Origin of the sequence: Gilvimarinus japonicus (assembly GCF_042847215.1) — a bacterium.
GTDB lineage: Bacteria > Pseudomonadota > Gammaproteobacteria > Pseudomonadales > Cellvibrionaceae > Gilvimarinus > Gilvimarinus japonicus.
This window is the reverse complement of record NZ_AP031500.1, coordinates 362,654-385,109: the sequence shown is the minus strand read 5'-3', so window position 1 is coordinate 385,109 and position 22,456 is coordinate 362,654. Positions and strand designations below refer to the sequence as shown.

Annotated in this window: 23 protein-coding genes; 17 read left to right on the top strand and 6 right to left on the bottom strand. The window is 54.9% G+C overall.

Going from position 1 to position 22,456, the window contains the following annotated elements; translation table 11 throughout:
* Nucleotides 1-47: 47 nt before the first annotated feature.
* A complete protein-coding gene (pilG, locus tag ACGHAD_RS01615; RefSeq protein ID WP_339617064.1) occupies nucleotides 48-443 on the bottom strand; it encodes a twitching motility response regulator PilG in 396 nt (131 codons plus the stop codon).
* 317 nt (nucleotides 444-760) lie between these two features.
* On the opposite strand from pilG, the gene gshB reads away from it, so the two are divergent.
* The 4 genes from gshB (at nucleotide 761) to ruvX (ending at nucleotide 3,728) form a co-directional block, all read left to right on the top strand.
* Complete coding sequence (gshB, locus tag ACGHAD_RS01610; RefSeq protein ID WP_339617062.1) at nucleotides 761-1,723, top strand: glutathione synthase; 963 nt, start codon at nucleotides 761-763, stop codon at nucleotides 1,721-1,723.
* 2 nt (nucleotides 1,724-1,725) lie between these two features.
* Nucleotides 1,726-2,631, top strand: a complete 906-nt coding sequence (locus ACGHAD_RS01605) for an energy transducer TonB (RefSeq protein ID WP_382416752.1) — start codon at nucleotides 1,726-1,728, stop codon at nucleotides 2,629-2,631.
* A gap of 61 nt (nucleotides 2,632-2,692) precedes the next feature.
* Entirely contained in the window at nucleotides 2,693-3,289 is a 597-nt protein-coding gene (locus ACGHAD_RS01600; RefSeq protein ID WP_382416751.1) for a YqgE/AlgH family protein, read from the top strand.
* Nucleotides 3,282-3,728, top strand: a complete 447-nt coding sequence (ruvX, locus tag ACGHAD_RS01595; RefSeq protein ID WP_382416749.1) for a Holliday junction resolvase RuvX — start codon at nucleotides 3,282-3,284, stop codon at nucleotides 3,726-3,728. The genes ACGHAD_RS01600 and ruvX overlap by 8 nt, the downstream gene beginning before the upstream one ends.
* A gap of 69 nt (nucleotides 3,729-3,797) precedes the next feature.
* On the opposite strand, the gene ACGHAD_RS01590 is transcribed toward ruvX, so the two are convergent.
* Nucleotides 3,798-4,943 carry a PilT/PilU family type 4a pilus ATPase gene (locus ACGHAD_RS01590; RefSeq protein WP_339617058.1) on the bottom strand — a complete coding sequence of 382 codons (1,146 nt, stop codon included), beginning with the start codon at nucleotides 4,941-4,943 and terminating at the stop codon, nucleotides 3,798-3,800.
* Between the two features lie 82 nt (nucleotides 4,944-5,025).
* A complete protein-coding gene (locus tag ACGHAD_RS01585; protein ID WP_382416747.1) occupies nucleotides 5,026-6,060 on the bottom strand; it encodes a type IV pilus twitching motility protein PilT in 1,035 nt (344 codons plus the stop codon).
* A 109-nt stretch (nucleotides 6,061-6,169) separates the two neighbouring features.
* Here ACGHAD_RS01585 and ACGHAD_RS01580 point away from each other — a divergent pair, with 109 nt between their 5' ends.
* The 8 genes from ACGHAD_RS01580 to rdgB all read left to right on the top strand — a co-directional run bounded on the left by ACGHAD_RS01580 (nucleotide 6,170) and on the right by rdgB (nucleotide 13,484).
* Nucleotides 6,170-6,853 carry a YggS family pyridoxal phosphate-dependent enzyme gene (locus tag ACGHAD_RS01580; RefSeq protein ID WP_382416745.1) on the top strand — a complete coding sequence of 228 codons (684 nt, stop codon included), beginning with the start codon at nucleotides 6,170-6,172 and terminating at the stop codon, nucleotides 6,851-6,853.
* Nucleotides 6,854-6,869: 16 nt separating this feature from the next.
* A complete protein-coding gene (gene proC, locus ACGHAD_RS01575; protein ID WP_382416743.1) occupies nucleotides 6,870-7,691 on the top strand; it encodes a pyrroline-5-carboxylate reductase in 822 nt (273 codons plus the stop codon).
* 96 nt (nucleotides 7,692-7,787) lie between these two features.
* On the top strand, nucleotides 7,788-8,378 hold the full coding sequence (locus ACGHAD_RS01570) for a YggT family protein (RefSeq protein WP_339617054.1): 591 nt from the start codon (nucleotides 7,788-7,790) through the stop codon (nucleotides 8,376-8,378).
* Nucleotides 8,379-8,535: 157 nt separating this feature from the next.
* Nucleotides 8,536-10,524 carry a dynamin family protein gene (locus tag ACGHAD_RS01565; RefSeq protein WP_382416741.1) on the top strand — a complete coding sequence of 663 codons (1,989 nt, stop codon included), beginning with the start codon at nucleotides 8,536-8,538 and terminating at the stop codon, nucleotides 10,522-10,524.
* 77 nt (nucleotides 10,525-10,601) lie between these two features.
* On the top strand, nucleotides 10,602-11,747 hold the full coding sequence (locus ACGHAD_RS01560; protein ID WP_339617052.1) for a homoserine O-acetyltransferase: 1,146 nt from the start codon (nucleotides 10,602-10,604) through the stop codon (nucleotides 11,745-11,747).
* A 2-nt stretch (nucleotides 11,748-11,749) separates the two neighbouring features.
* Nucleotides 11,750-12,337: a methionine biosynthesis protein MetW gene (gene metW, locus ACGHAD_RS01555; RefSeq protein ID WP_339617051.1), complete on the top strand. Its 588-nt coding sequence runs from the start codon at nucleotides 11,750-11,752 to the stop codon at nucleotides 12,335-12,337.
* A 20-nt stretch (nucleotides 12,338-12,357) separates the two neighbouring features.
* Nucleotides 12,358-12,867: a DUF4426 domain-containing protein gene (locus ACGHAD_RS01550; protein ID WP_382416738.1), complete on the top strand. Its 510-nt coding sequence runs from the start codon at nucleotides 12,358-12,360 to the stop codon at nucleotides 12,865-12,867.
* A 2-nt stretch (nucleotides 12,868-12,869) separates the two neighbouring features.
* On the top strand, nucleotides 12,870-13,484 hold the full coding sequence (rdgB, locus tag ACGHAD_RS01545; RefSeq protein ID WP_382416736.1) for an RdgB/HAM1 family non-canonical purine NTP pyrophosphatase: 615 nt from the start codon (nucleotides 12,870-12,872) through the stop codon (nucleotides 13,482-13,484).
* A gap of 52 nt (nucleotides 13,485-13,536) precedes the next feature.
* On the opposite strand, the gene ACGHAD_RS01540 is transcribed toward rdgB, so the two are convergent.
* The 3 genes from ACGHAD_RS01540 to ACGHAD_RS01530 form a co-directional block, all read right to left on the bottom strand.
* Nucleotides 13,537-14,205, bottom strand: a complete 669-nt coding sequence (locus ACGHAD_RS01540; protein ID WP_382416734.1) for an FMN-dependent NADH-azoreductase — start codon at nucleotides 14,203-14,205, stop codon at nucleotides 13,537-13,539.
* A 76-nt stretch (nucleotides 14,206-14,281) separates the two neighbouring features.
* Nucleotides 14,282-14,686: a winged helix-turn-helix transcriptional regulator gene (locus ACGHAD_RS01535; protein WP_382416732.1), complete on the bottom strand. Its 405-nt coding sequence runs from the start codon at nucleotides 14,684-14,686 to the stop codon at nucleotides 14,282-14,284.
* A gap of 70 nt (nucleotides 14,687-14,756) precedes the next feature.
* Nucleotides 14,757-15,221 (bottom strand): nuclear transport factor 2 family protein, encoded by a 465-nt coding sequence (locus tag ACGHAD_RS01530; protein WP_382416730.1) that lies wholly within the window; start codon nucleotides 15,219-15,221, stop codon nucleotides 14,757-14,759.
* A gap of 78 nt (nucleotides 15,222-15,299) precedes the next feature.
* Here ACGHAD_RS01530 and pelA point away from each other — a divergent pair, with 78 nt between their 5' ends.
* From pelA to rho, 5 genes are all read left to right on the top strand, one after another.
* Complete coding sequence (gene pelA, locus ACGHAD_RS01525; RefSeq protein ID WP_382416728.1) at nucleotides 15,300-16,460, top strand: pectate lyase; 1,161 nt, start codon at nucleotides 15,300-15,302, stop codon at nucleotides 16,458-16,460.
* A gap of 90 nt (nucleotides 16,461-16,550) precedes the next feature.
* Nucleotides 16,551-17,717 (top strand): radical SAM family heme chaperone HemW, encoded by a 1,167-nt coding sequence (gene hemW, locus ACGHAD_RS01520; RefSeq protein WP_382416726.1) that lies wholly within the window; start codon nucleotides 16,551-16,553, stop codon nucleotides 17,715-17,717.
* Between the two features lie 85 nt (nucleotides 17,718-17,802).
* Nucleotides 17,803-20,211, top strand: coding sequence for a response regulator (locus ACGHAD_RS01515; protein ID WP_382416724.1), 2,409 nt, complete (start codon nucleotides 17,803-17,805; stop codon nucleotides 20,209-20,211).
* Between the two features lie 221 nt (nucleotides 20,212-20,432).
* Nucleotides 20,433-20,762 carry a thioredoxin TrxA gene (trxA, locus tag ACGHAD_RS01510; protein ID WP_339617042.1) on the top strand — a complete coding sequence of 110 codons (330 nt, stop codon included), beginning with the start codon at nucleotides 20,433-20,435 and terminating at the stop codon, nucleotides 20,760-20,762.
* A gap of 395 nt (nucleotides 20,763-21,157) precedes the next feature.
* Nucleotides 21,158-22,417: a transcription termination factor Rho gene (gene rho / locus ACGHAD_RS01505; protein ID WP_041522152.1), complete on the top strand. Its 1,260-nt coding sequence runs from the start codon at nucleotides 21,158-21,160 to the stop codon at nucleotides 22,415-22,417.
* Nucleotides 22,418-22,456: the final 39 nt, after the last annotated feature.

Sequence of the window (22,456 nt, the reverse complement as noted above, 5' to 3'; positions counted from 1 at the left end):
TTGTGCAGTTAGCTGTTTAGATAATTACTTTTTATTAGCGGCTGACGTTACGACGCCTGCGCCTGTTTTACGTGCTCTTCTATCGCCCCAAGCAACTCACTTTTGCTAAACGGCTTTGTCAAATACTGATCCGACCCGACGATTCGGCCCTTGGCCTTATCGAACAATCCATCTTTACTGGACAACATAATGACGGGGGTGGATTTGAACTCGGTATTATTCTTGATCAACGCACAGGTCTGATAGCCATCGAGGCGCGGCATCATAATATCGACAAAAATGATATCTGGCCGTGAATCGGCGATTTTTGCGAGCGCGTCAAAACCATCCGTTGCTGTTATCACAGTACAACCGGCTTTTTTAAGTAACGTCTCTGCGGTGCGACGAATCGTTTTACTGTCGTCGATCACCATTACTTTCAGACTTTCTAAACTCACGTCCATAGGTGCTGACCTTTGCGCTGTTATTGTAGAGAAGACTAAATTGCGACGCAGCTCACACTTCAACGGCACAATAGTACGCATTGAATCTGACCGCAACCGCTCTACGGATTTATTTATCTGACAAGATTTTTAACATAGTTTTTAAGGTTTATCTATAAATCACTGAATATATACAAAAATTTTACTTTTTCCGCGTTTCATATTCCTTACAATTATGGTTAACGAGCACTTGCGCCAACTACGCCAAGCCGTTAACTTAGCGACGCGGCGTATAGCCCCGCACCCCAAGATTGCTGCCCTAGATTGAGCCCGACACTATGAGTCTAACCCTTGGCGTCGTAATGGACCCCATTGCGAACATTACCTACTACAAAGATACCACTTTGGCCCTACTGCTGGCCGCCCAGGAGCGTGGCTGGAAGCTGGTTTATATGGAGCCCGAGGATCTCTACTTAGAGCGCGAAACCGCCCGCGGCCGCACCCGCAGCCTCAAGGTGTACGACGACGCGGAACATTGGTACGAGCTAGAGCCACCCAGCGATATCGCGCTTGGCGAGCTGGATGTCATCTTGATGCGCAAAGATCCGCCGTTTGACACCAACTACATCTACAGCACCTATATCCTAGAAGCGGCCGAGCGTCAGGGCGCCTTGGTGGCCAACAACCCCAGGTCACTGCGCGACTGCAACGAAAAGATGTTCGCCACGCAGTTTCCCCAATGCTGCCCGCCGATGATCGTCAGCGCCCATATGGATCAGCTGAAAAACTTTCACAAAGAGCACCGCGACGTTATTTTTAAGCCGCTTGACGGCATGGGCGGCAGCAGTATCTTTCGCTGCAAACAAGACGATCCCAATGTTGGCGTGATCCTTGAGACCCTAACCGGACACGGCAAGCAACTGACGATGGCACAGAAGTTTATCCCCGAAATCAGCAACGGCGACAAACGCATTTTAGTGGTCGCAGGCGAGCCCGTGCCCTACGCTTTAGCGCGTATTCCCGCCGAGGGCGAAACCCGCGGCAACCTGGCCGCCGGTGGTCGCGGCGTAGCGCAACCACTCACCGAGCGCGACTATTGGATCGTCGCCCAAGTGAGTGAGCAACTCCAAGCGCGCGGCTTGTATTTTGTCGGACTAGACGTCATCGGCGACTACTTAACCGAGATCAATGTCACTAGCCCCACGTGCGTGCGCGAGATCGACAAAGCTTACGATACCCGCATTGGCGAGCGCCTGATGCTGGCCCTAGAGGCCGAACTGAAGCGGCGGAAGCAAAGCTAATCATGGCGTCCAATGTTGCTGTTGGGGTCGATACCTCCGTTAAATCAACCGATCGCTTAAGTTTCACGATTTTTATCGCGATTATTGCTCACGCACTGATTATTTTTGGCCTGACGTTTAAGCTGCCCGATCCGGACAAGCTGGCACCGACCCTTGAGATCACCTTGGCCAACCACAAATCCGACCAAGCCCCGGAGGACGCCGAGTTTCTCGCCCAGCACAACCAACAGGCGAGCGGCACCGAGGAGCAAAGCCGCGAGCTCACCACCGAACGCCACGCCGACTTTGCCGCCCCCGATGTGCGCGAGGTCAATCCGGCGCCGATGCCCCAAGCCGCCACTCCCAGCAACCAACAACAAACCCAGGTAATCACTACCAGCGCCGAAGCCGAGCGGCAACAACTTCGCCGCCCCGACGAGGAGAGCCAACAGGAGGAGATTGAGCACCAAGGTCTACCTGAAGAACAACCGATTATCACCCCCGAAATTGCCAGCCTACAAGCAAAGCTCGACCGCCAGCGGCAAGAGTACGCCAAGCGACCGCGCATTAGGCGACTTACGTCGGTCGCCACCCTCAGCTCCGCCGGTGCCGAGTATCTGCATAACTGGAGCGCCAAAATCGAGCAGGTGGGCAATGACAACTACCCCGAGCAAGCATTGCGCCAGCGGATAACCGGCGATTTACGGCTGTCAGTCACCCTAAACCCCAATGGCACCATTCGCGATCTATCGCTACTGGAGTCATCCGGCGTCTCGCTGCTGGATGAAGCGGCACTGCAAATTGTGCGGTTGGCCGCACCGTTTGCGCCGTTTCCCGCCGGGATTCGTAAAGATACCGACCAGCTTGTGATTATTCGCACCTGGTCGTTTGAGATCGACGGGCTATCCACCCGCAACCTTGATCGCTAATCACACCCGGTGCCAGTAATCAACGCTTGAGTTTCGGCCTCGCCACCCCAATACTGGAAACATGAATACACCCAACGCTCGACCCGACCTTAACGCCTTTGAGCTAGGCTCACTGCGCAACCAGTTTTTGATCGCCATGCCCGGCATGAGCGATCCAGCCTTCGCCCACAGCGTCACCTATATTTGTGAACACAACGCCGATGGCGCCATGGGGCTGGTGATCAACCACCCTTCCGCCTTAACCCTGAGCGATATATTTCAGCAGCTATCGCTAAACGAGGATGACCCGTCAGCACAGTCACAAGTACTGGCCGGCGGCCCAGTCAGCCCCGAACGCGGCTTTATACTTCACCCAAACACAGGCAAACAGTGGCAATCGACCCTTGAGATTGGCCCCGAAACCTGCCTGACCGCCTCCAGCGATATTCTCAAATCCCTCGCCGACGGCGAGGGGCCAGAACACTACCTGGTGACTTTGGGTTACGCCGGCTGGGACAACGATCAACTGGAACAAGAAATTGCCGACAACGCATGGCTTACGGTGCCGGCCGACCCGCAGATTTTATTTCACACCCCAACCGAACAACGGTGGGCCGCAGCGGCACGACACTTAGGCATTGACCTAAACCTCATCTCTAACAGCGTCGGCCATGCCTGATCCATCCGCAAAATCACAAACGTTACTGTGCTTTGACTATGGCACCAAAAATATCGGTGTGGCCATTGGCCAAACGCTCACCCACAGCGCCCGCGCACTAACCCAATTAAAAGCGCGCGACGGTATTCCCAACTGGGATGAGATCAGCAAGCTACTGAAAGAATGGCAGCCACACTTAGTACTGGTTGGGCTGCCGCTAAACATGGACGGCAGTGACAGCGAGCTTTGCCCCAGAGCGCGCAAATTTGCCAACCGTCTTCACGGCCGCTTTGGCGTGCAAACTCAAATGGTGGATGAACGCCTGAGCAGCTTTGAAGCGAAAGGCGAACATTTAGCGCAGGGCGGTTCGCGCCACTACAAAAGCGATCCGGTCGATGCGATCGCCGCGAGGATAATTTTGCAGGATTGGTTAAACGGCCAACCCCAAGAGAACGGGTAACGGTTTCGGTTCTCCGTTCTCCGTTCTCCGTTCTCCGTTCTCCGTTCTCCGTTCTCCGTTCTTTAAAGCTTAAAACATCCGTCCGCCGCGACCCGTGTCCTCTTCCTCGATCGACAAGCCATCGGCCGCGTTCGATAGATAAGCCGCATCGGTCTCGGAGCCAAGCTTAATCATCAAGCGCAAATCGTTAGGCGAGTCGGCGTGAGACAAAGCGTCTTCGTAGGTAATTTCACCATTATCATAGAGCGCGTACAGCGCCTGATCGAACGTCTGCATCCCCAGCTCAGTGGATTTTTTCATCAGCTCTTTAAGGTCGCTCACCTCGCCTTTACGAATCATGTCAGACGCCAGAGGCGTATTCAGCAACACCTCCAAACAGGCGCGCCGACCTTGACCGTCGGGGGTGGGTATCAACTGCTGTGCCACAATGCCTCTTAAGTTAAGCGACAAGTCCATCCACAACTGGCGGTGACGATCGGCGGGAAAGAAGTGAATAATCCGATCCAGCGCTTGGTTAGAGTTGTTAGCGTGCAGCGTACACAGACACAAGTGGCCAGTCTCGGCAAAAGCGATGGCGTGCTCCATCGTTTCGCGCGAACGAACCTCACCAATCAAAATAACATCGGGCGCCTGACGCAACGTATTTTTTAGCGCAATCTCAAACGAGTCGGTATCAATACCCACCTCGCGCTGGGTAATAATGCAGCCCTCGTGCTGGTGGATAAATTCAATTGGGTCTTCGATGGAAATAATATGCCCTTTCGAATTGCGGTTGCGGTGGCCAATCATCGAGGCGAGCGAGGTAGATTTACCGGTACCCGTTGCCCCCACAAACATGACCAAACCACGTTTGGTCATCGCCAAATCTTTAATCACATCTGGCAAGTTCAAATCGTCAATACGGGGAATGGTGGTTTCGATACGCCGCAGCACCATGCCCGCCAAGTTGCGCTGATAAAATGCACTGGCCCGAAACCGGCCAATACCCCGTGCACTAATGGCAAAGTTGAGCTCTTTATTATCCAAAAACTCGCGGCGTTGTTTTTCGTTCATCACCGACAACACCAGCTCGCGCACTTTTTCCGGCGTTAACGCCGTCGCGGTGGCCGGCACCACCTTGCCATGCAATTTAATGGAAGGGGGAACACCGGCGGTAATAAATAAATCCGATGCACCTTTATCTACCATCAGCTGCAGTAATCGATCGAAATCCATAGTCTGTGCCTACGTATTTTTAAAATTCTTACACTATAGCCATGCAAGCGGCGCTTGCCTTATACAACCTGCCAGTGAGCGCTTAAAAGTTCTCTGGCATTTTGGCCTTTTCACGGGCGACGTCACGGTTAATCACCCGACGGGCCACCATATCTTCTAGGCACTGATCCATCGTCTGCATGCCCACTGAAGCGCCGGTCTGAATCGCCGAGTACATCTGGGCGACTTTATCTTCGCGAATCAAGTTACGGATCGCCGAGGTGCCGCGCATAATTTCGTGCGCCGCCACCCGGCCGCCGCCGTTTTTCTTGAGTAGTGTTTGCGACACCACCGCTTGCAGCGACTCCGACAACATCGAGCGCACCATGGACTTCTCGTTTGCGGGAAACACGTCCACCACCCGGTCAATGGTTTTTGCCGCACTGGTGGTGTGCAAAGTACCAAACACTAAGTGACCGGTCTCAGCCGCCGTCAGCGCCAAACGAATGGTTTCCAAATCCCGCAGCTCACCCACCAGAATAATGTCCGGGTCTTCCCGCAGGGCCGAGCGCAATGCCTCAGAAAAGCCGTGGGTATCACGGTGCACTTCGCGCTGGTTAACCAGACACTTTTTACTCTCGTGCACAAACTCGATAGGGTCTTCAATGGTCAGAATGTGTTCGTATTTATTGTCGTTAATATAATCCATCATCGCTGCCAGGGTGGTGGATTTACCCGAACCCGTAGGTCCGGTAACCAACACCAAGCCACGGGGCACCGCGCAAATATCGCGAAATACCTGCCCCATACCCAGCTCTTCCATGGTTAAAACTTTTGAGGGAATGGTCCGAAATACCGCACCCGAGCCGCGGTTTTGGTTAAACGCATTAACCCGAAAGCGCGCAACGCCAGGTACCTCAAACGAGAAGTCAGTTTCTAAAAACTCTTCAAAATCCTTGCGTTGCTTGTCATTCATGATCTCGTAGATCAAACTGTGCACCTGCTTGTGCTCCATCGGCGGCAGGTTGATTCGACGCACGTCGCCGTCGACGCGAATCATTGGCGGCAGGCCCGCCGAGAGGTGCAAATCCGAAGCGCCCTGCTTGGCGCTAAAGGCGAGAAGCTCCGTGATATCCATACAGCAAAACCCTTAATTTTTGTCAGTTTTTAGTCATGCTATTGTGCTGCGAGGGCGCCGTCAAAGGCTAAATTCGCAATTGGCATGATGGCACAGACCCGAGGCCCAGATGCACAAGATAGACGAGAAGCTCGCCAATGTCACCGCCCGCATTGCGCGCGCCGCCGAAATCAGCGGCCGCTCCGCCTCTGACGTTGCCCTGCTAGCGGTCAGCAAAACCCAGCCGGCCGATCAACTGCGCAGGGCGTATCAAGCCGGGGCGCGACGCTTTGGCGAGAACTACCTGCAAGAGGCGCTCGACAAACAAGACCAGCTAAGCGACCTCGACGAGCTAGAATGGCACTTTATCGGCCCGATACAATCGAACAAAACCCGCGCCATTGCCGAGCGCTTTAGTTGGGTACACAGTGTCGACAGGTTAAAGGTTGCCCAGCGTTTAAATGACCAGCGCCCCCCTCAACTTGGGCCACTGCATATTTGTCTGCAGGTGAACATTGACGAAGAGCCGAGTAAATCCGGCGCTCACTTAACCGAGCTGAACGCCCTGGCCCATCAGGTGGCGCAACTGCCCAACATCGCCTTGCGCGGCCTGATGGCGATTCCCGCACCCGATAAACCCCCGCGCGCCAGCTTTGCCCGCCTCGCGGCCGCACTGGCACAACTACAACAAGCCGAACCTACCTGCCCATTGGACACACTGTCGATAGGTATGTCAGGCGACTTAGAAGATGCCATCGCCGAGGGCGCAACCATTGTCCGTATCGGCACCGATATTTTTGGCCCGCGCGCCTAGCCCCCAAGGAGATCTCATGATCCGTAAAAACATCGTCTTTATCGGCGCCGGCAACATGGCCGGCGCTATTATTAGTGGCCTGTTAGAGCAGGGCTATCCGGCACAGGCCGTGCGCGCCACGACACGGTCTAAAGAATCGGCGGCAAGCGCCAGCGAACGCCTCGGTATTGCCGTAAGCGACGATAACGACGAGGCCATCCGCTGGGCCGACGTCGTCGTCTTGGCCGTTAAACCACAAATGTTGCAAGATCTTTGCAACGACATCAAACCCACCCTAGAGCAGCAACTGATCGTATCGGTCGCCGCCGGTATCAGTGCCGACAGCATCAATCAGTGGCTCGGCGGCGACAAAGCCATTGTCCGCAGCATGCCCAACACGCCCTCTCAAGTGGGTGCCGGTGCCAGCGGCTTATACGCCAACGCTAACGTCAGCCCCGCCGAGCGAGCGTTTGCCGAGCAGCTGGCGGGCGCCACCGGGCTTTTTATTTGGGTAGAAGATGAAGCGCTTATGCACGCCGTGACGGCCGTCTCGGGCTCGGGCCCGGCCTACTACTTTTTGTTTATGGAGGCGATGATCGAAGCCGGCGTTAAGCTCGGGCTAACGCCGGAGTCTGCCCGCACCCTCACCCTACAAACGGCACTCGGCGCGGCCACCTTAGCGGGCAAAGTCGAGGTGCCTGTGGATGAGTTAAAACGACGCGTTATGTCACCGGGCGGAACAACCGAGCGGGCCATCCAAAGCTTTGAGCAAGGTGGCCTGCGCGAGCAAGTGAGCAACGCTATGGCCGATTGCGCGGCGCGCTCTGAAACCCTAGCCCGCGAACTGGCGGGCCGCTAACAGTGCCCGCGGCCCATCTGACAACATTTGCCGGAGTCGATCAGGCATAATGACCATCGGCATCTACCCTTATTGAGCACGTTACGAGGACATCCCATGCAAACTATGGCACAAATGGCCATCTACCTAATTAAAACGCTCGGCTCGTTGTACCTGCTGATTGTTCTGTTGCGGTTTTTACTGCAACTGTCGCGTGCCGACTTTTACAACCAAATATCACAGGGCATTAGCAAAGCGACCAACCCGCTACTACTGCCGCTGCGCCGTGTAATTCCCGGGCTATTTGGTATCGACCTCGCGTGTCTGGTATTGGCACTGGCCGTGCAGTGGTTAGTGGTGCAACTGATGTTACTGATTGCCGGCTACGGTTTCGTTAATCCGCTCATGCTTTTAGCCTGGTCTGTGGTGGGCATTCTAGCCATGCTCGCCAGCATTTATTTTTGGGGGATGATCGCCTACATTATCGCCAGCTGGGTTGCGCCATTCAGCCATAACCCAGCTCTTGTGCTGTTACGCCAACTAATTGAGCCGGTAATGGCACCGTTTCGCAAAATTATCCCGCCGCTTGGGCCCATCGATATTTCGCCCATATTTTTAATGTTGGCCCTCAACCTGATCAATCAGTTTGTGATTCCCGCGATCGCCGAGCTGCTGGGTGCTCCGCGAGGTTTGATGATCGGTTTTTAAACCGTCAATACCCTCAAAGCCCCCGATTATCGCCGAAGATCAGCAACCGCTGGCGATAACGGGGGTTTTGCGCTTTAATAAGCTTGCCTTTTTATAACTAAACTTTACGCATAACGAATACTAACAGGCAAAACGGACGGGACACGGTAGGCTCACTATGGACATAAAAGCACTCCACCGCCAAATGGCGCAATACAACGCATGGAAGCAGCAATTAGACCGCCGCCTTGGGGCATTTACGCAGTGGAGTGACAAGCATCAGCTGGTCACCCGCGACGCCCTACGCTCACTGGAGCGCGCTCGCACCTTACTCAAGGGCGAGCATTTTACGCTTGCCTGTGTTGGCGAATTCTCCCGAGGCAAGACCGAGCTGATCAACGCCTTGCTCTACACCGATGGCCAACCACGGTTGCTGCCCTCGCAAGCGGGGCGCACCACTATGTGCCCCACCGAGATTTTCTATGACAATGCGCAACCGGCCAACTGCGTCCGCCTGCTGCCCATCGAAACCCGCCGCAGCGCGGCCAGCTTGCAAAGCTTTAAACGGATTCCGCAAAACTGGTTTACTATTCAGTTCGACAGCAACGATAGCGAGTCTGTCGCCGAGGCTATTTCCCAGGTTTCAGCCAACAAGCTCGTCAGCCGCGCCGAAGCGGTGAAACTCGGCTTTAATGCCGCCGACCTCGAGCCCGATGAAGACACCGGATTAGTGCAGGTTCCAACCTGGCGCCACGCATTAATCAACCTAAAACACCCGCTGTTGCAAGAAGGCCTACGCATCGTCGACACCCCTGGGTTAAACGCCCTAGGCAACGAGCCCGAGCTAACCCTAAAAACCCTACCCGAAGCTCAGGCCATTTTATTTTTACTGGCCGCCGACAGCGGCGTAAGCGCCAGTGATATGACCATTTGGCGCGACCACATTGCCGGTTTGCGCGATGAAAACTGCACCGCGGTGCTCGCGCTCCTTAATAAAATCGACACTCTGTGGGATGAGCTTACCCCGCCGGGCCAGGTAGCGGCTAACATTGAGGCCGTGCGCAACCAAACCGCGCGCCAGCTGCAGCTAGCCCCCGAACACGTACTGCCGCTATCGGCCAAGCAGGCGCTAGTCGCCAAAACCTGCAAGCGCAGCAGCGCTCTACTGCGCAGTAACTTCCCGCAGTTAGAGCAACGTTTGGCCGAGTGTATTATCCGCTCGCAACAGCAAATCATCGGCCACCGGGTGGTCAGCAATAGTTTAGATATGGTGGTCAGCACTTATAACAGCCTGAGCCGCCGTATCGACGAAGCCGAACAAGAGCTGCACACCCTGCACGCCGCCGATGACCAGGAGTTGGAACAAGCACTGAATAAACAGCGCGAAAAAATTCGCGCCTCGCACCATCGCTACCATAAGCAGTCGCTGTCGCTGCGCACCAGCCAGCGCATGCTCGACAACCAGCGTACCGCGCTGATCGCTCCTATCGCGCCGGCCAGCTTGCAACGACTTACCGAAGAGACCCATGAAGCCATGGAGCAAAGCTGGACCACCGTAGGATTATCGCGCGCCATTGGTGTTTTTTTTGACGACGTCGACACCAGCATTAACCATCTGCTGCGCGAGATTGAGCGCGCCAATCAAGTCATGGGCTCGATTTACGAGCGCCCCGAGTACAGCTTAGATGCCAGCTCCATCGCCGGCCAGCACCAGCTCAACATCACCCGTCAGCGCCGCCAGCTGCGCAACCTGCAGCAAAACGCCGACCGCTTTCGGCGCTCGCTCAACAGCGTGCTAACCAGTAAAACCGTGCTGATTAAACGCTTTGTCGGCACCCTAGTAAAAGAGGTGAAAAGCCTTTTTGACGAACTTAACCAAAGTATTGATCACTGGCTGGCCGAGGCCCTAGCGCCACTGACGCATCACAACCAGTATCAAAAGCAGCTACTGGAGCACCACATGCTGCGCCTTGGCGAGTTGCGCAATAAAAACCACAGCCGTCACGAAAAACTACAGACCCTGGAAGCCAGCGTGGCCCAACTTAACAGCGCGCGCGACGACTTGGCGCCGCTGTTTACCGAGATCACCACCACCCCTAGCCCGGCAAAACACGAGAGTGCAGATATTGTCTCTTTGCAATCGGCCCGCGAGGCTCAGATCATCTGACCCTTGCAGGCATGCCGGCACGACTTTAGACTTGCGCTTTTGCCGCTAAAAGCCGGCTCTGTGAGACAACAAGCGTCATGACAACACCTTTGCCACCGGATTCGGTGGGCCTGGTTGCGCCCCGCACCGCGTTATTACAAGAACCTTTAACGCTAGCCAGTGGGCGCACTCTGGATAACTACGAGCTGGTCTACGAAACCTACGGCACCTTAAATGCCGAGGGCAGCAACGCCGTGCTTATCTGCCACGCGCTATCGGGCGATCACCACGCGGCCGGTTACCACAGTGAATCCGACCGCAAACCCGGCTGGTGGAATCACTACATCGGCCCAGGCAAAGCCATCGATACCAACCGTTTTTACGTGGTAAGCCTGAATAATTTAGGCGGCTGCAGTGGCTCCACCGGACCCCGCTCGATTGAACCGGAAACTGGCAAACCCTGGGGGGCGCGCTTCCCCACTTTGCGGGTGCGCGATTGGGTGCACTCACAGGCGCGCCTCGCCGACTATCTCGGTATTACCCAGTGGGCCGCCGTGGTCGGCGGCAGCCTAGGTGGCATGCAAGCTATGCGCTGGGCGCTGGAGTACCCCGACCGCGTTCGCCACTGCGCCGTGATTGCCTCGGCCATGAAGTTGAGCGCGCAAAACATTGCCTTTAACGAGACCGCGCGCCAGGCGATTATGAGCGACCCCAATTACTGCGCTGGCGACTATCTGGCCCACGACACCTACCCCAAAAGCGGTTTAGCGGTGGCGCGTATGATCGGCCACATTACTTATTTATCCGATCATGTCATGGGTGAAAAATTTGGCCGCGAGCTCAGAAGCGGCAGCTTTGAGCAGGGTTTAGATGACCTAGTGGAGTTTCAGGTGGAGAGTTATCTGCGCTATCAGGGCGATACTTTCTCGGATAAGTTCGACGCCAACACCTATATTTTAATGACCCGGGCACTGGATTATTTTGATTTGGCCCGCGAGTACGACGACGACCCGGCAGTGGCCTTTAGACGCGCTCAGTGCAGTTTTTATGTAGCCTCTTTTAACACCGACTGGCGCTTTCCGATGGAGCGCTCGCGGGAGATCGTCGACGCACTTATTGCCGCCGACAAGTCCGTGAGTTACACCGAAATCGACTCGCCCTACGGTCACGACGCCTTCTTGCTGCCCAACCAGCACTACGAGCAAACCTTTCGCCAATTTATGGCGCGGATACCCACGGAGTAATCATGCGCATCGACTTTAACCACCTACAGCAGTGGATTGGCGAGGGCAGCCGGGTACTCGATTTAGGCTGCGGCGACGGCACCTTGCTTAAGTACCTAACCGACTTAAAACACGTTAAAGGTTACGGGCTTGAGATCGACCCGGAGCAAATCGAGGCGTGTATCGGCCGCGGCGTCAATGTGATCAATCAAAACCTCGACCGGGGCTTGGGCAACTTTGCCGATAAAAGCTTTGATACGGTACTGATGACCCAGGCGCTGCAAACCATGTACTTCCCCCATAAAGTACTCGACGAAATGCTGCGCGTGGGTAAAGAGTGCATTATCACCTTCCCCAACTTTGGCCACTACAAAGCGCGCCTACATCTAGCGTTTCGCGGTCGCATGCCCGTGTCTGACCTACTGCCCTACGAGTGGTACAACACCCCCAATATTCACTTTTGCACTTTTAAAGACTTTGAAGTGCTGTGCCACGAAAAGCACATTAACGTGCTCAACCGCCAAGTGGTTAACGAGCGTACCAGCCAAACTCTGGGCGATCTAAACCCCAACTTATTTGGCGAAACGGCCATTTACCACTTAAGTAAATAATCGCCCCCGGAGCTGTGTTTATGTCTTTATTAACGTGCTTTTTGCGTCCGCTACTAACCACAGGCTTGCTGCTGGCAAGTATCACCAGCGTGGCCGTCGACGTTCCCGATGCTAATGTGCTGGAGCCGGGCTTTCGCGAAAAAACCTTTGGCGACTACACTGTGCACTTCAGCACCTTTAGCAGCGCTTTTATCACGCCAGAGGTCGCCGAGGTTTACGGCATTACCCGCGCCCGCAATCAACTCTTAGTGAATGTTAGCGTCACCCAAACCGACGCTGGTAAAACAAGCCTTGGCCTTGGCGCCACCATAAACGGCACCGCCAGCAACCTATTGCAGCAACAGCGTGTGTTAGATTTTGCCGAGATTAACGAGGGCAATGCGACTTATTATTTGGCCCCGCTTAAGCATACCAATGAAGAAGTGTATAACTTCTCGATCACCGTTACTCCCACCGGCACTAACCACGAAGACGCCGCGCCGATGACGGTAAAATTCAGCCGTAAACTCTATGTCGAAGAGGCCGAGTAACTGTGTCTGCCAATCACCCATCGTCCGCTAAAATCGTACTTGCCAGCTCCAACCCAGGCAAACTGAAAGAATTTCAACAACTGTTAGCCGGCGTTGGCCTCGATGTGCGAGCGCAATCAGAATATGACGTGGTTGACGCCGACGAAACCGGACTCAGTTTTGTCGAGAACGCCATCCTAAAGGCGCGCAACGCCTGCGAGGCCACAGGCCTACCGGCGCTTGCCGACGACTCGGGCATTGAGGTAGACGCCCTAAACGGCGCCCCCGGTATTTACTCGGCACGGTTTTCCGGCGCAGGCGCCAGCAATGCCAGTAACAACCAAAAACTGCTGGACGAGCTGGACGGCACGCCCGAGGCCCAGCGCACCGCCCGCTACCAATGCGTACTGGTGTATATGCGCCACGGGGCAGACCCAACCCCACTGATTTGTCAGGGCAGCTGGGAGGGGCGGATCTTAACTGCCCCAGCAGGTGATGGCGGCTTTGGTTACGACCCATTGTTTTACGTACCGACGCACAACTGCGCTGCCGCCGAACTGAGCAAAGATGAAAAAGGCCGCATCAGCCATCGCGCCCTTGCTTTGCGCGCACTGCTGACACAGCTCTCGGCATCATAACGAGACTCCCGCTAGCCTCATAAACTTTGATGGGATTGCTAACCTCGCCCCGTCAACACACAGCACAACCCGGCTGAGTTGCGCGCTCCAGCAAGTGGGTAAAATGTTTTGCTAAAGCCTCAGCCGCGCGCGCTTTTGAATTTACATGGCGCTCATCCTGATACTCATCGTACCCCACACGGATAAAAACCGGCTCGGCCAGACCGATAAACGAGGCCAATATTTTTAAGTGTGGCTCTAGGCAATTGAGCTCGTACAGTGCACCACCGGGCAACAATGCACCATCGCCCGCACTGGTAATCACCGTCAGCGGTGTATTCGGCAGTAGCGGCGTATAAGGGTTTTCTTGCTCGGCATCAAACGCAAACGTTCGGCCGACACGCACGATTTGATCAAAGTAAGCTTTAAGCGCGGCAGGCATAGCAAAATTATACAAAGGCGCACCAATAACCACATGATCGGCGGCCATTAACTCGTCCACCAATCCGTCACTTACCTGCAACACTTGCTGCATTCGGGCCGTTCGGTTTGGCTCCTCGGTAAAAGCCGCCGCAACCCAAGCTTCATTAACAAACTCGCAGGCCTCAGCCACCAAATCGCGCTCGGTGACACCTCCATCGGGAAACGATGCCTGCCACTGATCGCGAAACTGCGCCGTAAGCGCTCGGGTGACAGATCGGTTGGTGCGTCCGCTGGAGTGAAGAATAAGTAAATTGGGCACGGGTATCTCCTGTGAGGTCAGTGTGTGCGCACTGTGTCACAGGTGTTTTAAACCTATCCAGAACCAGTTTTTGGGGTTAGTCAGGTTTTTCTGACGGGCTTTGGGCGCGCTCAGTTAGGTAGCGCTCGCCCCAAGCCTCCAACTCAACCATGACTTCTGATAAAGATTCAGCCAACGGCGTCAGTTGATACTCCACCCGAGAGGGAACCTCGGCATAAACTTCGCGGGTTATTAGCCCATCGGCTTCTAGCTCGCGCAGCTGAACCGTCATAGTTTGCGCTGAGACTTGAGGCAAAGCCTTGCGCATCTCCGAATAGCGCTGGGGCCCCTTGGCAATCTCGCAGAGTATGGATGGCTTCCAGCGCCCGCGCAGCACATTGATGGCCGCGCGTACTGGGCACTCTTTTTCCAGCTGCCCGATGTATTTGCGATGGCTTTCCAACACCTCCGGAGAAGTGCCCGAGACCGGTGATTCATTCATAACAAAAGTCCGTGACGTTGCGTGGCCTCCATCATATCCCCCGCCAACGTGCGGGACAATTTAGGTGCGCTTACGGTTCAGACTCGGTACTCCAAACCTTCATCGTCTGCCCGGCCAACAACCGACAACGACCATCGCGCAACACATAGGTACGCATAAAGCGATAGCTGTTGGCGTGGCGCGGGCCATCGGTAAATTTGTCCACCGTCGATAAGCCGTGAATCACAGCGGTATCAAGCGCGCGAATGACCTCCACTTCACTGGACTCGCGGGATTTTAGGGGTTGATAATCCGGCCCCAAACGGGCTAGTAAATCCGCTTTGCTCTCGTGGGCGACGGCGTGATTGTGCACCCAGACAAAATATGGCAGCAGCAACTGCTGTAAAAACTCCCGGTCGCCGACGCGCAAGGCCTGCTCGTACTGATAATCCAGCCCCTGCAAGGGCTCGGAATCAAGGCAATCCGCCGCCGCGAGCGACGGAGTTATTAACAGGGCGCAACTGAACAGAGCGGCCCGCTTTACGAATACAAACATATTACCTGCCTGACCATTATTGATAATTGGTCTGACCATACTATACTGTCGGCACAATAAGGTCACCCGGAGTTTGCTATGTACCGTCTTATCGCCCTTTCTTTACTGCTGTGTGGCGCCCTGCCAGCGCTCGCCGCTACCGAGCAGTCGTTGCCAGAATATCGCGCTTTGTCGCAATCGTTAGCGCAAGCCGATAAGCGCGCTTTTGCGCAAGAACTAAAATCCAGCGGGCGCAAGCAGCCCCTGGCCGCACCCCACAGCAACAAGTTTGGATTTGACCCTGACGCCCCCGACGAATTCTTCCAGACCGCCGAAGCACGACGCATAGCGGATATTATTATTAGCTACCAAACCCCATCCGGCGGTTGGTCTAAGCGCACCGATATGAGTGTGGCACCGCGCCTGCCGGGACAAATGTTGGGGGTAGAGAAGCACTACATTCCTACCTTCGATAACGGCGCCACTACCACGCAGATCTGGTTTTTAGCGCGTACCTACAACGCCAGCCAAGAGCCCCGCTACGCCCGCGCGGTAGAGCAAGCAATAGACCTGATTATCAAAGCCCAGTACCCCAATGGCGGCTGGCCGCAGAACTTTCCCTTAACCGGCGGTTACCACGACTACATCACCTACAACGATAAAGCGATGGGCAAATTGCTGGAGGTGATTGAATCAGCCGCCGTTCGTCGCGCGCCCTTGCAGTTTGTTTCTCCCGAGCAGGCCAGTCAGGCGCAACAAAGTTTTGAGCAGGGGATTCAGGCCGTGCTGGATACTCAGGTTATGGTTGACGGCAAACGCACCATCTGGGGCGCCCAGCACGATGCCAGCACCCTAGCCCCCATCAACGCGCGCAAATTTGAGCCCACCGCTCTGGCCACCGCCGAAAGCGCTGACTTGGTGGAGCTTTTAATGCAACTGGAAAACCCCAGTGAAGCCTTAAAACAGGCCATTGTCGCCGCTCACGACTGGTTTACCGCCAATCGCATCTACGGCTACTCGTGGGAAAAAGACCAAGACGGCCACAATGTCCTAATCAGTAAGGAGGGCGCGGGCCCTCTTTGGAGCAGGTTTTACGAAATAGGCAGCAATAAACCCGTGGTGGGCGATCGCGACGGTTCGGTGCATTACGATGTCATGGAAATATCCCAAGAGCGCCGCGACGGCTATGCCTGGTACACCAATAACCCGAAAGAAGTCTTAAAAGATTTCCCCGAGTGGCGGGAGCAACATTTGCAGTGACGGCTAATGTGGGACGACAACACCCACACGGCTTTTTCGTAATCTTGCGCCGTGCGATAATGGCGGCGCTATTTCACCACTGGTAATACTGTGTCCCTCCTAACGCTGCCGCCACTGTCGCTTTATATCCACATCCCCTGGTGCGTACGCAAGTGCCCCTATTGCGACTTTAACTCCCACCAGAGCGACACCGAGCTGCCCGAAGCCGAATACATCGACGCGCTGATCCAAGATTTAGACGCCGACGCCGCACTCGCCCAGGGACGCAAACTCACCAGTATATTTTTTGGCGGCGGCACCCCCAGTTTATTTTCGGCCCACGCCATTGGCCGGATACTCGACCACGCCGAGCGGCGTATCGGCTTTGAGCCCGATATCGAGATCACCCTTGAAGCCAACCCCGGCACCTTTGAGCAAGCGCGCTTTACCGATTATCGCCGCACGGGCGTTAACCGTTTGTCCATCGGCATCCAAAGCTTTGCCGACGATCAGCTCGCGGCACTGGGGCGTATTCACGACAGCCAAGCGGCGTTAAAAGCCGTTGATACCGCCCGCCGCGCCGGGTTTGATAACCTTAATTTAGATTTAATGCACGGCCTGCCAGGGCAGAGCTTGGACGCAGCCATGGCGGATATCGACACCGCTCTTAGCTTTAACCCCGAGCACGTAAGCTGGTACCAGCTCACCATTGAGCCCAACACCGTGTTTTACAACAAGCCGCCCACCCTACCGATAGAAGATACTCTGGCCGATATTCAAGACGCCGGCCACGAGCGCTTAACCGCTGCCGGTTTTAGCCGCTACGAGGTATCCGCTTACGCGCGCGGGCCACAAGCGCGCCATAACCTAAACTACTGGCAGTTTGGCGACTACTTAGGCATCGGCGCCGGGGCCCACGGCAAAATTACCCAGCCCGAGCAAAGGCTTATTTTTCGTCAGTGGAAGACGCGCCAACCCGAGCGCTACTTGGCGGCGCCCAGCTCTCCCGCGCGGCTAGCCAACCCTTACGCCGCAGGCCGCGAGGAGCTAACCAAGGGTATGCTCCCACTGGAATTTTTACTTAATGCACTGCGCCTTAGCGACGGCTGCCCGAGCGACTATTTTGCCAGCCGTACCGGTCTGCTCTTAAGCGCACTCGAGCCCGAGTGGCAACAATTGCGCGAGCGCGAGCTGGTTACCCCAAGTCACCAGCGCATTGCCGCCACCGCCCTCGGACAACGGTTTTTAAACGATGTACTGGGCACCTACAGCGATTAATATTTTGCATCATGTACAGCGTTTTGTGCGCCAGCTGCTACACTAAAGATAACGCGACTTTAATAACTAAATCAGAAACGGTTAGATGCTGCCATTCACCCGCTACGCCCGCGACAACCCTATCGCCACGCGCTTGCTTGGGCTCATCATTCTATGCAGCTCAATCATCACGCTCGTCGCCATAGCCTTACAGCTATACTCCAACTTTAATGACGACGTTTCATCTCTCGAAAAACGCCTCGATCAAGTGCGCGTCAGCACCCTCGCCAGCATGACCAAAAGCCTTTGGGGGTTCGACCAAGAGCAACTGCAAATTCAAATCAACAGCGTGCTGGACGTGGCCGATGTGGTTAAAGTGCAGGTCGACTGGCGCGACTGGAACAACCAGCCGCAAACCCTGATCGCACGTAAACCCAGCGTAAACGACGCCACCATTATCGAAAGCCCCGCGCGCTTTTTAGTCAAGCAATACGACTTAATCTATCGCGACGAATCCACCGCCGCGCAACACTTAGGGCAACTTACCGTCACCGCCACCCTCACCACCATTTACGATAAACTGTGGGAGCGCGCGCTGTTTATCGCTTTAATTCAAGGCACCAAAACACTGCTGGTATCACTGCTTATTTTATGGCTGATACACACATTATTAACCCGCCATATCGATACTATCGCGCGCTACGCCCGGCAGCTAAACCTCGACAAACTCGCAACCCCGCTGGTACTTAAGCACAAAAAAACCACCGACACACCCGATGAGCTGGATAACGTCATTAACGCCATCAACCATATGCGTGAGACGCTGCAAGAGGATATCGAGCAGCGCCACAATATCGAGCTCGCACTGTTAAGCGAGAAAGAAGAAAAACTCGAAACCCGGCGCCAAAAGCTCGCCGCCGAAGAAGCCAGTCGCGCCAAAAGTCAGTTTCTGGCCACCATGAGCCACGAGATCCGAACCCCCATGAACGGCGTCATCGGCATGCTCGATATGCTGCGAGACACCCGCCTCGACGACAACCAACGCCACTATGTCGATGTCATTCACCGCTCCGGCGAAAACCTGCTGGATATTATTAACGACATCCTCGATTACTCCAAAATCGAAGCGGGCAAAATGCAGCTAGAAACCGCCGAGTTTGACCTGGGGATGATTGTCGACGATGCCATTGCGCTGTTTGGTGCCACCGCCAATAAACGTCATATCGAGCTGTACGGTTACATAGAGCCCGATGTACAAACCTACCTCAGAGGCGACCCGACTCGGCTGCGACAAATTCTAATCAACCTGATCGGCAACGCGTTTAAGTTTACCAGCACCGGCTCAATCACCCTGCACGTTAGCACGGCTGCCGACAGCAGTGCCGCTACCCCCAAACTCAAGTTTGCCATCGCCGATACCGGCATCGGTATTAGCAAAAATGCCCAGGCGAGCCTGTTTGACGCTTTCCGTCAGGCCGACAGTAGCACCACCCGCCATTACGGCGGCACCGGTTTGGGGCTCGCCATATGCAAAAGCCTAACCGAACTGATGCACGGCGATTTAGGGGTCGACAGCAAAGTCGGTCAGGGCTCCACTTTCTGGTTTACCGCCTGCTTTGCCCCTTCGGCCAAAATCGCCATCGCCAAAAGCGCCAGCGACCCTATTCCGCTAGCCGGCAAGCGCCTATTGCTGGCCGACCACAGCGAGCCACTGGGCGAGCTGGTCGCCAAGCTCTGCGCTGCATGGCAGGTACAGCTGATTCGCACCCCCAGTGCCAGTGGCGCTATCGATGTGATTAAAGCCGGCGAGCCGTTTGACGTTATTATTTTGTGCCAACAGTTACCGGTAATGAGCGGCCTGCACTTGGCCGACTGGATTCGGCGCGAAGCCGAATTAACCGAGGTACCACTGGTATTACTGACCGGCTCAGATGAGCCCCTTGCTCCCGACGCTCTAGATCGGCTTAAAATTCATGCCGCACTGCGCAAACCACTATTGCCCCGGCAGTTATACCGCACACTCTTTACCGCCTGCGGCCTAACGCCACCCAGCAATAACGCCGAACTCAGCATGTCGGTTACTCACCATTCGCTGGCACACTTAAAGGTATTGGTGGCCGAAGATAACGCCGTCAACCGCATGGTTATTAAAGGCTTATTGGGTAAGCTCGGGGTCGAACCCATCATTACCGATAACGGCCGCGAAGCGCTGCGCGCCGTGCAACGGGCCGCCACCCCCTTTGATTTGATTTTAATGGACTGCGAAATGCCCGATATGGATGGCTTTGAGGCCACCCGTGCAATTCGCAGCTATGAACAGGCCGAGGCCCACACCGCCACCACCATTGTCGCACTGACCGCCCACGCCCTTGAGGAGCACCGCGAGGCCGTATTTGCCTGCGGCATGGATCACTTTTTATGCAAACCTATCTCGTTTAAAAGCCTGACCCAAGCGCTCGATAAGCTCGGCTTAGCGCCCGATGCCCCTATCGCGCGCACCACGCTTAAGTCGTAACCGCGCCGATTGCGAGCGACAATAACCGCCATAGATTTTTTCTCCTTGATCAGGCGTTAACCAATCCTTATTATGCTTGTCGTCCACAGCGCACAGCGCGGGGCTGTTTATCCCAATCAACGGCCTTTAAATTACTGCTGGTGCCCCCATATAGCCATACAGTGCATCCCCACAGTATGGCTAAATTAATACCCTAAACCGGGTTTGGAGACTATTTGACTATGAGTAACGACGCCATTATTCACGTTACCGACGATTCCTTTGACGCCGACGTTCTGCAAGCAGACGTGCCAGTGCTGGTCGATTTTTGGGCAGCTTGGTGCGGCCCCTGTAAAATGATCGCCCCAGTGCTCGATGAGCTGGCCGACCAATACGCAGGCAAGCTTAAAATTGCCAAAATGGATGTCGATGCCAACAAAGAAACTCCGGCCAAGTTCGGCATTCGCGGCATTCCAACCTTGATCGTCTTTAAAGGCGGCAATGCCGAATCCACCAAAGTGGGCGCCCTGTCACGCTCGCAGCTGGTAGAATTTATCGAATCTGTGGTGTAAACCTCAGCTTTGGCCGCAGCTCACGCTGCGGCCAAATTTAATTTTTGCACTTGCCGTTTTTTACCGCTATACTCCAGATCACCTGTTACAGCTCATTGTAGGTCCCGCCCGGCATCAACTTTCATTTTTCCGTAAGATCTTGGGCAAAACACAGATTCCCTGCGACTTTCTCCTACTTTCAGACGATAGCTCTGTAGGTTATCCGCCAGACCGGATGATGTGTAACAGTATTATTTGACTGACAGCGTGTGCGATACAACAACAACAGCGCACCACACTGGCCGACGCACAAGATTCAAGTGCCGTCGATAAGCAACGCAGTCTGCCGCTTGTATTCAATGCCATTCGGCACGAAACCCCTGCAGACAACAAACCTACTAACTAAGTCCAACTGTATGAACCTTACCGATTTAAAAGCAAAACCCATCGAAGAGTTGATTGATATCGCCCGCGAAACGGGCCAGGAAAACCTCGCGCGGTCACGCAAGCAGGATATTATTTTTAATATCCTTAAGCGCCACGCCAAAAGCGGCGAAGACATATACGGCGACGGGGTACTGGAGATACTGCAAGACGGCTTTGGCTTTTTACGTTCGGCCGACAGTTCTTACCTGGCAGGTCCCGACGACATCTACGTATCGCCCAGCCAAATACGCCGCTTTAACCTGCGCACCGGCGATACCATTGCCGGTAAGATTCGCCCGCCTAAAGAGGGCGAGCGCTACTTTGCCCTGCTCAAGGTTAACGAAATTAATTTCGATAAACCCGAGAGCTCGCGCAACAAGATTTTATTTGAAAACCTCACGCCGCTGTTTCCAGATGAGCGTTTGGTACTAGAAGCCGGCAACGGCTCGACCGAAGACTTAACCGGTCGTATCATCGATTTGACGTCCCCTATCGGTAAAGGCCAGCGCGGCTTGATCGTCGCCCCCCCCAAAGCCGGTAAAACCATCATGATGCAGTGCATCGCTCAAGCGATCACCCGCAACAACCCCGAGTGTCACCTGATTGTATTACTGATCGATGAGCGCCCGGAAGAAGTTACCGAAATGCAGCGCTCCGTGCGCGGCGAAGTGGTGGCCTCGACCTTTGATGAGCCACCAGCGCGCCACGTACAAGTGGCCGATATGGTCATCGAGCGCGCCAAGCGCTTGGTTGAGCACAAAAAAGACGTGATCATCCTGCTCGACTCCATCACTCGCTTGGCCCGCGCTTACAACACCGTTATTCCATCGTCCGGTAAAGTACTCACCGGTGGTGTTGATGCTCACGCACTGGAACGCCCCAAGCGCTTCTTTGGTGCCGCGCGTAACATTGAAGAGGGTGGTAGCCTGTCTATTATCGCCACCGCTCTGGTGGATACCGGCTCGAAGATGGATGAAGTGATCTACGAAGAGTTTAAAGGCACCGGTAACCTCGAGTTGCACCTGGATCGTAAAATTGCCGAGAAGCGTATTTACCCAGCCATCAACGTACGCCGCTCGGGCACCCGCCGCGAAGAGCTGCTAATGAAAGAAGATGAGCTGCAACGCGCGTGGATTTTGCGTCGCTTACTCAACGACATGGAAGACGTTGCCGCCACTGAGTTTTTAGTGGACAAGTTAAAAGACTTTAAAACCAACGATGAATTCTTCCTCTCAATGAAGAGAAAGTAATTGATCGGCTGACGGCAAACGGGGAACGTAAAATGTTCC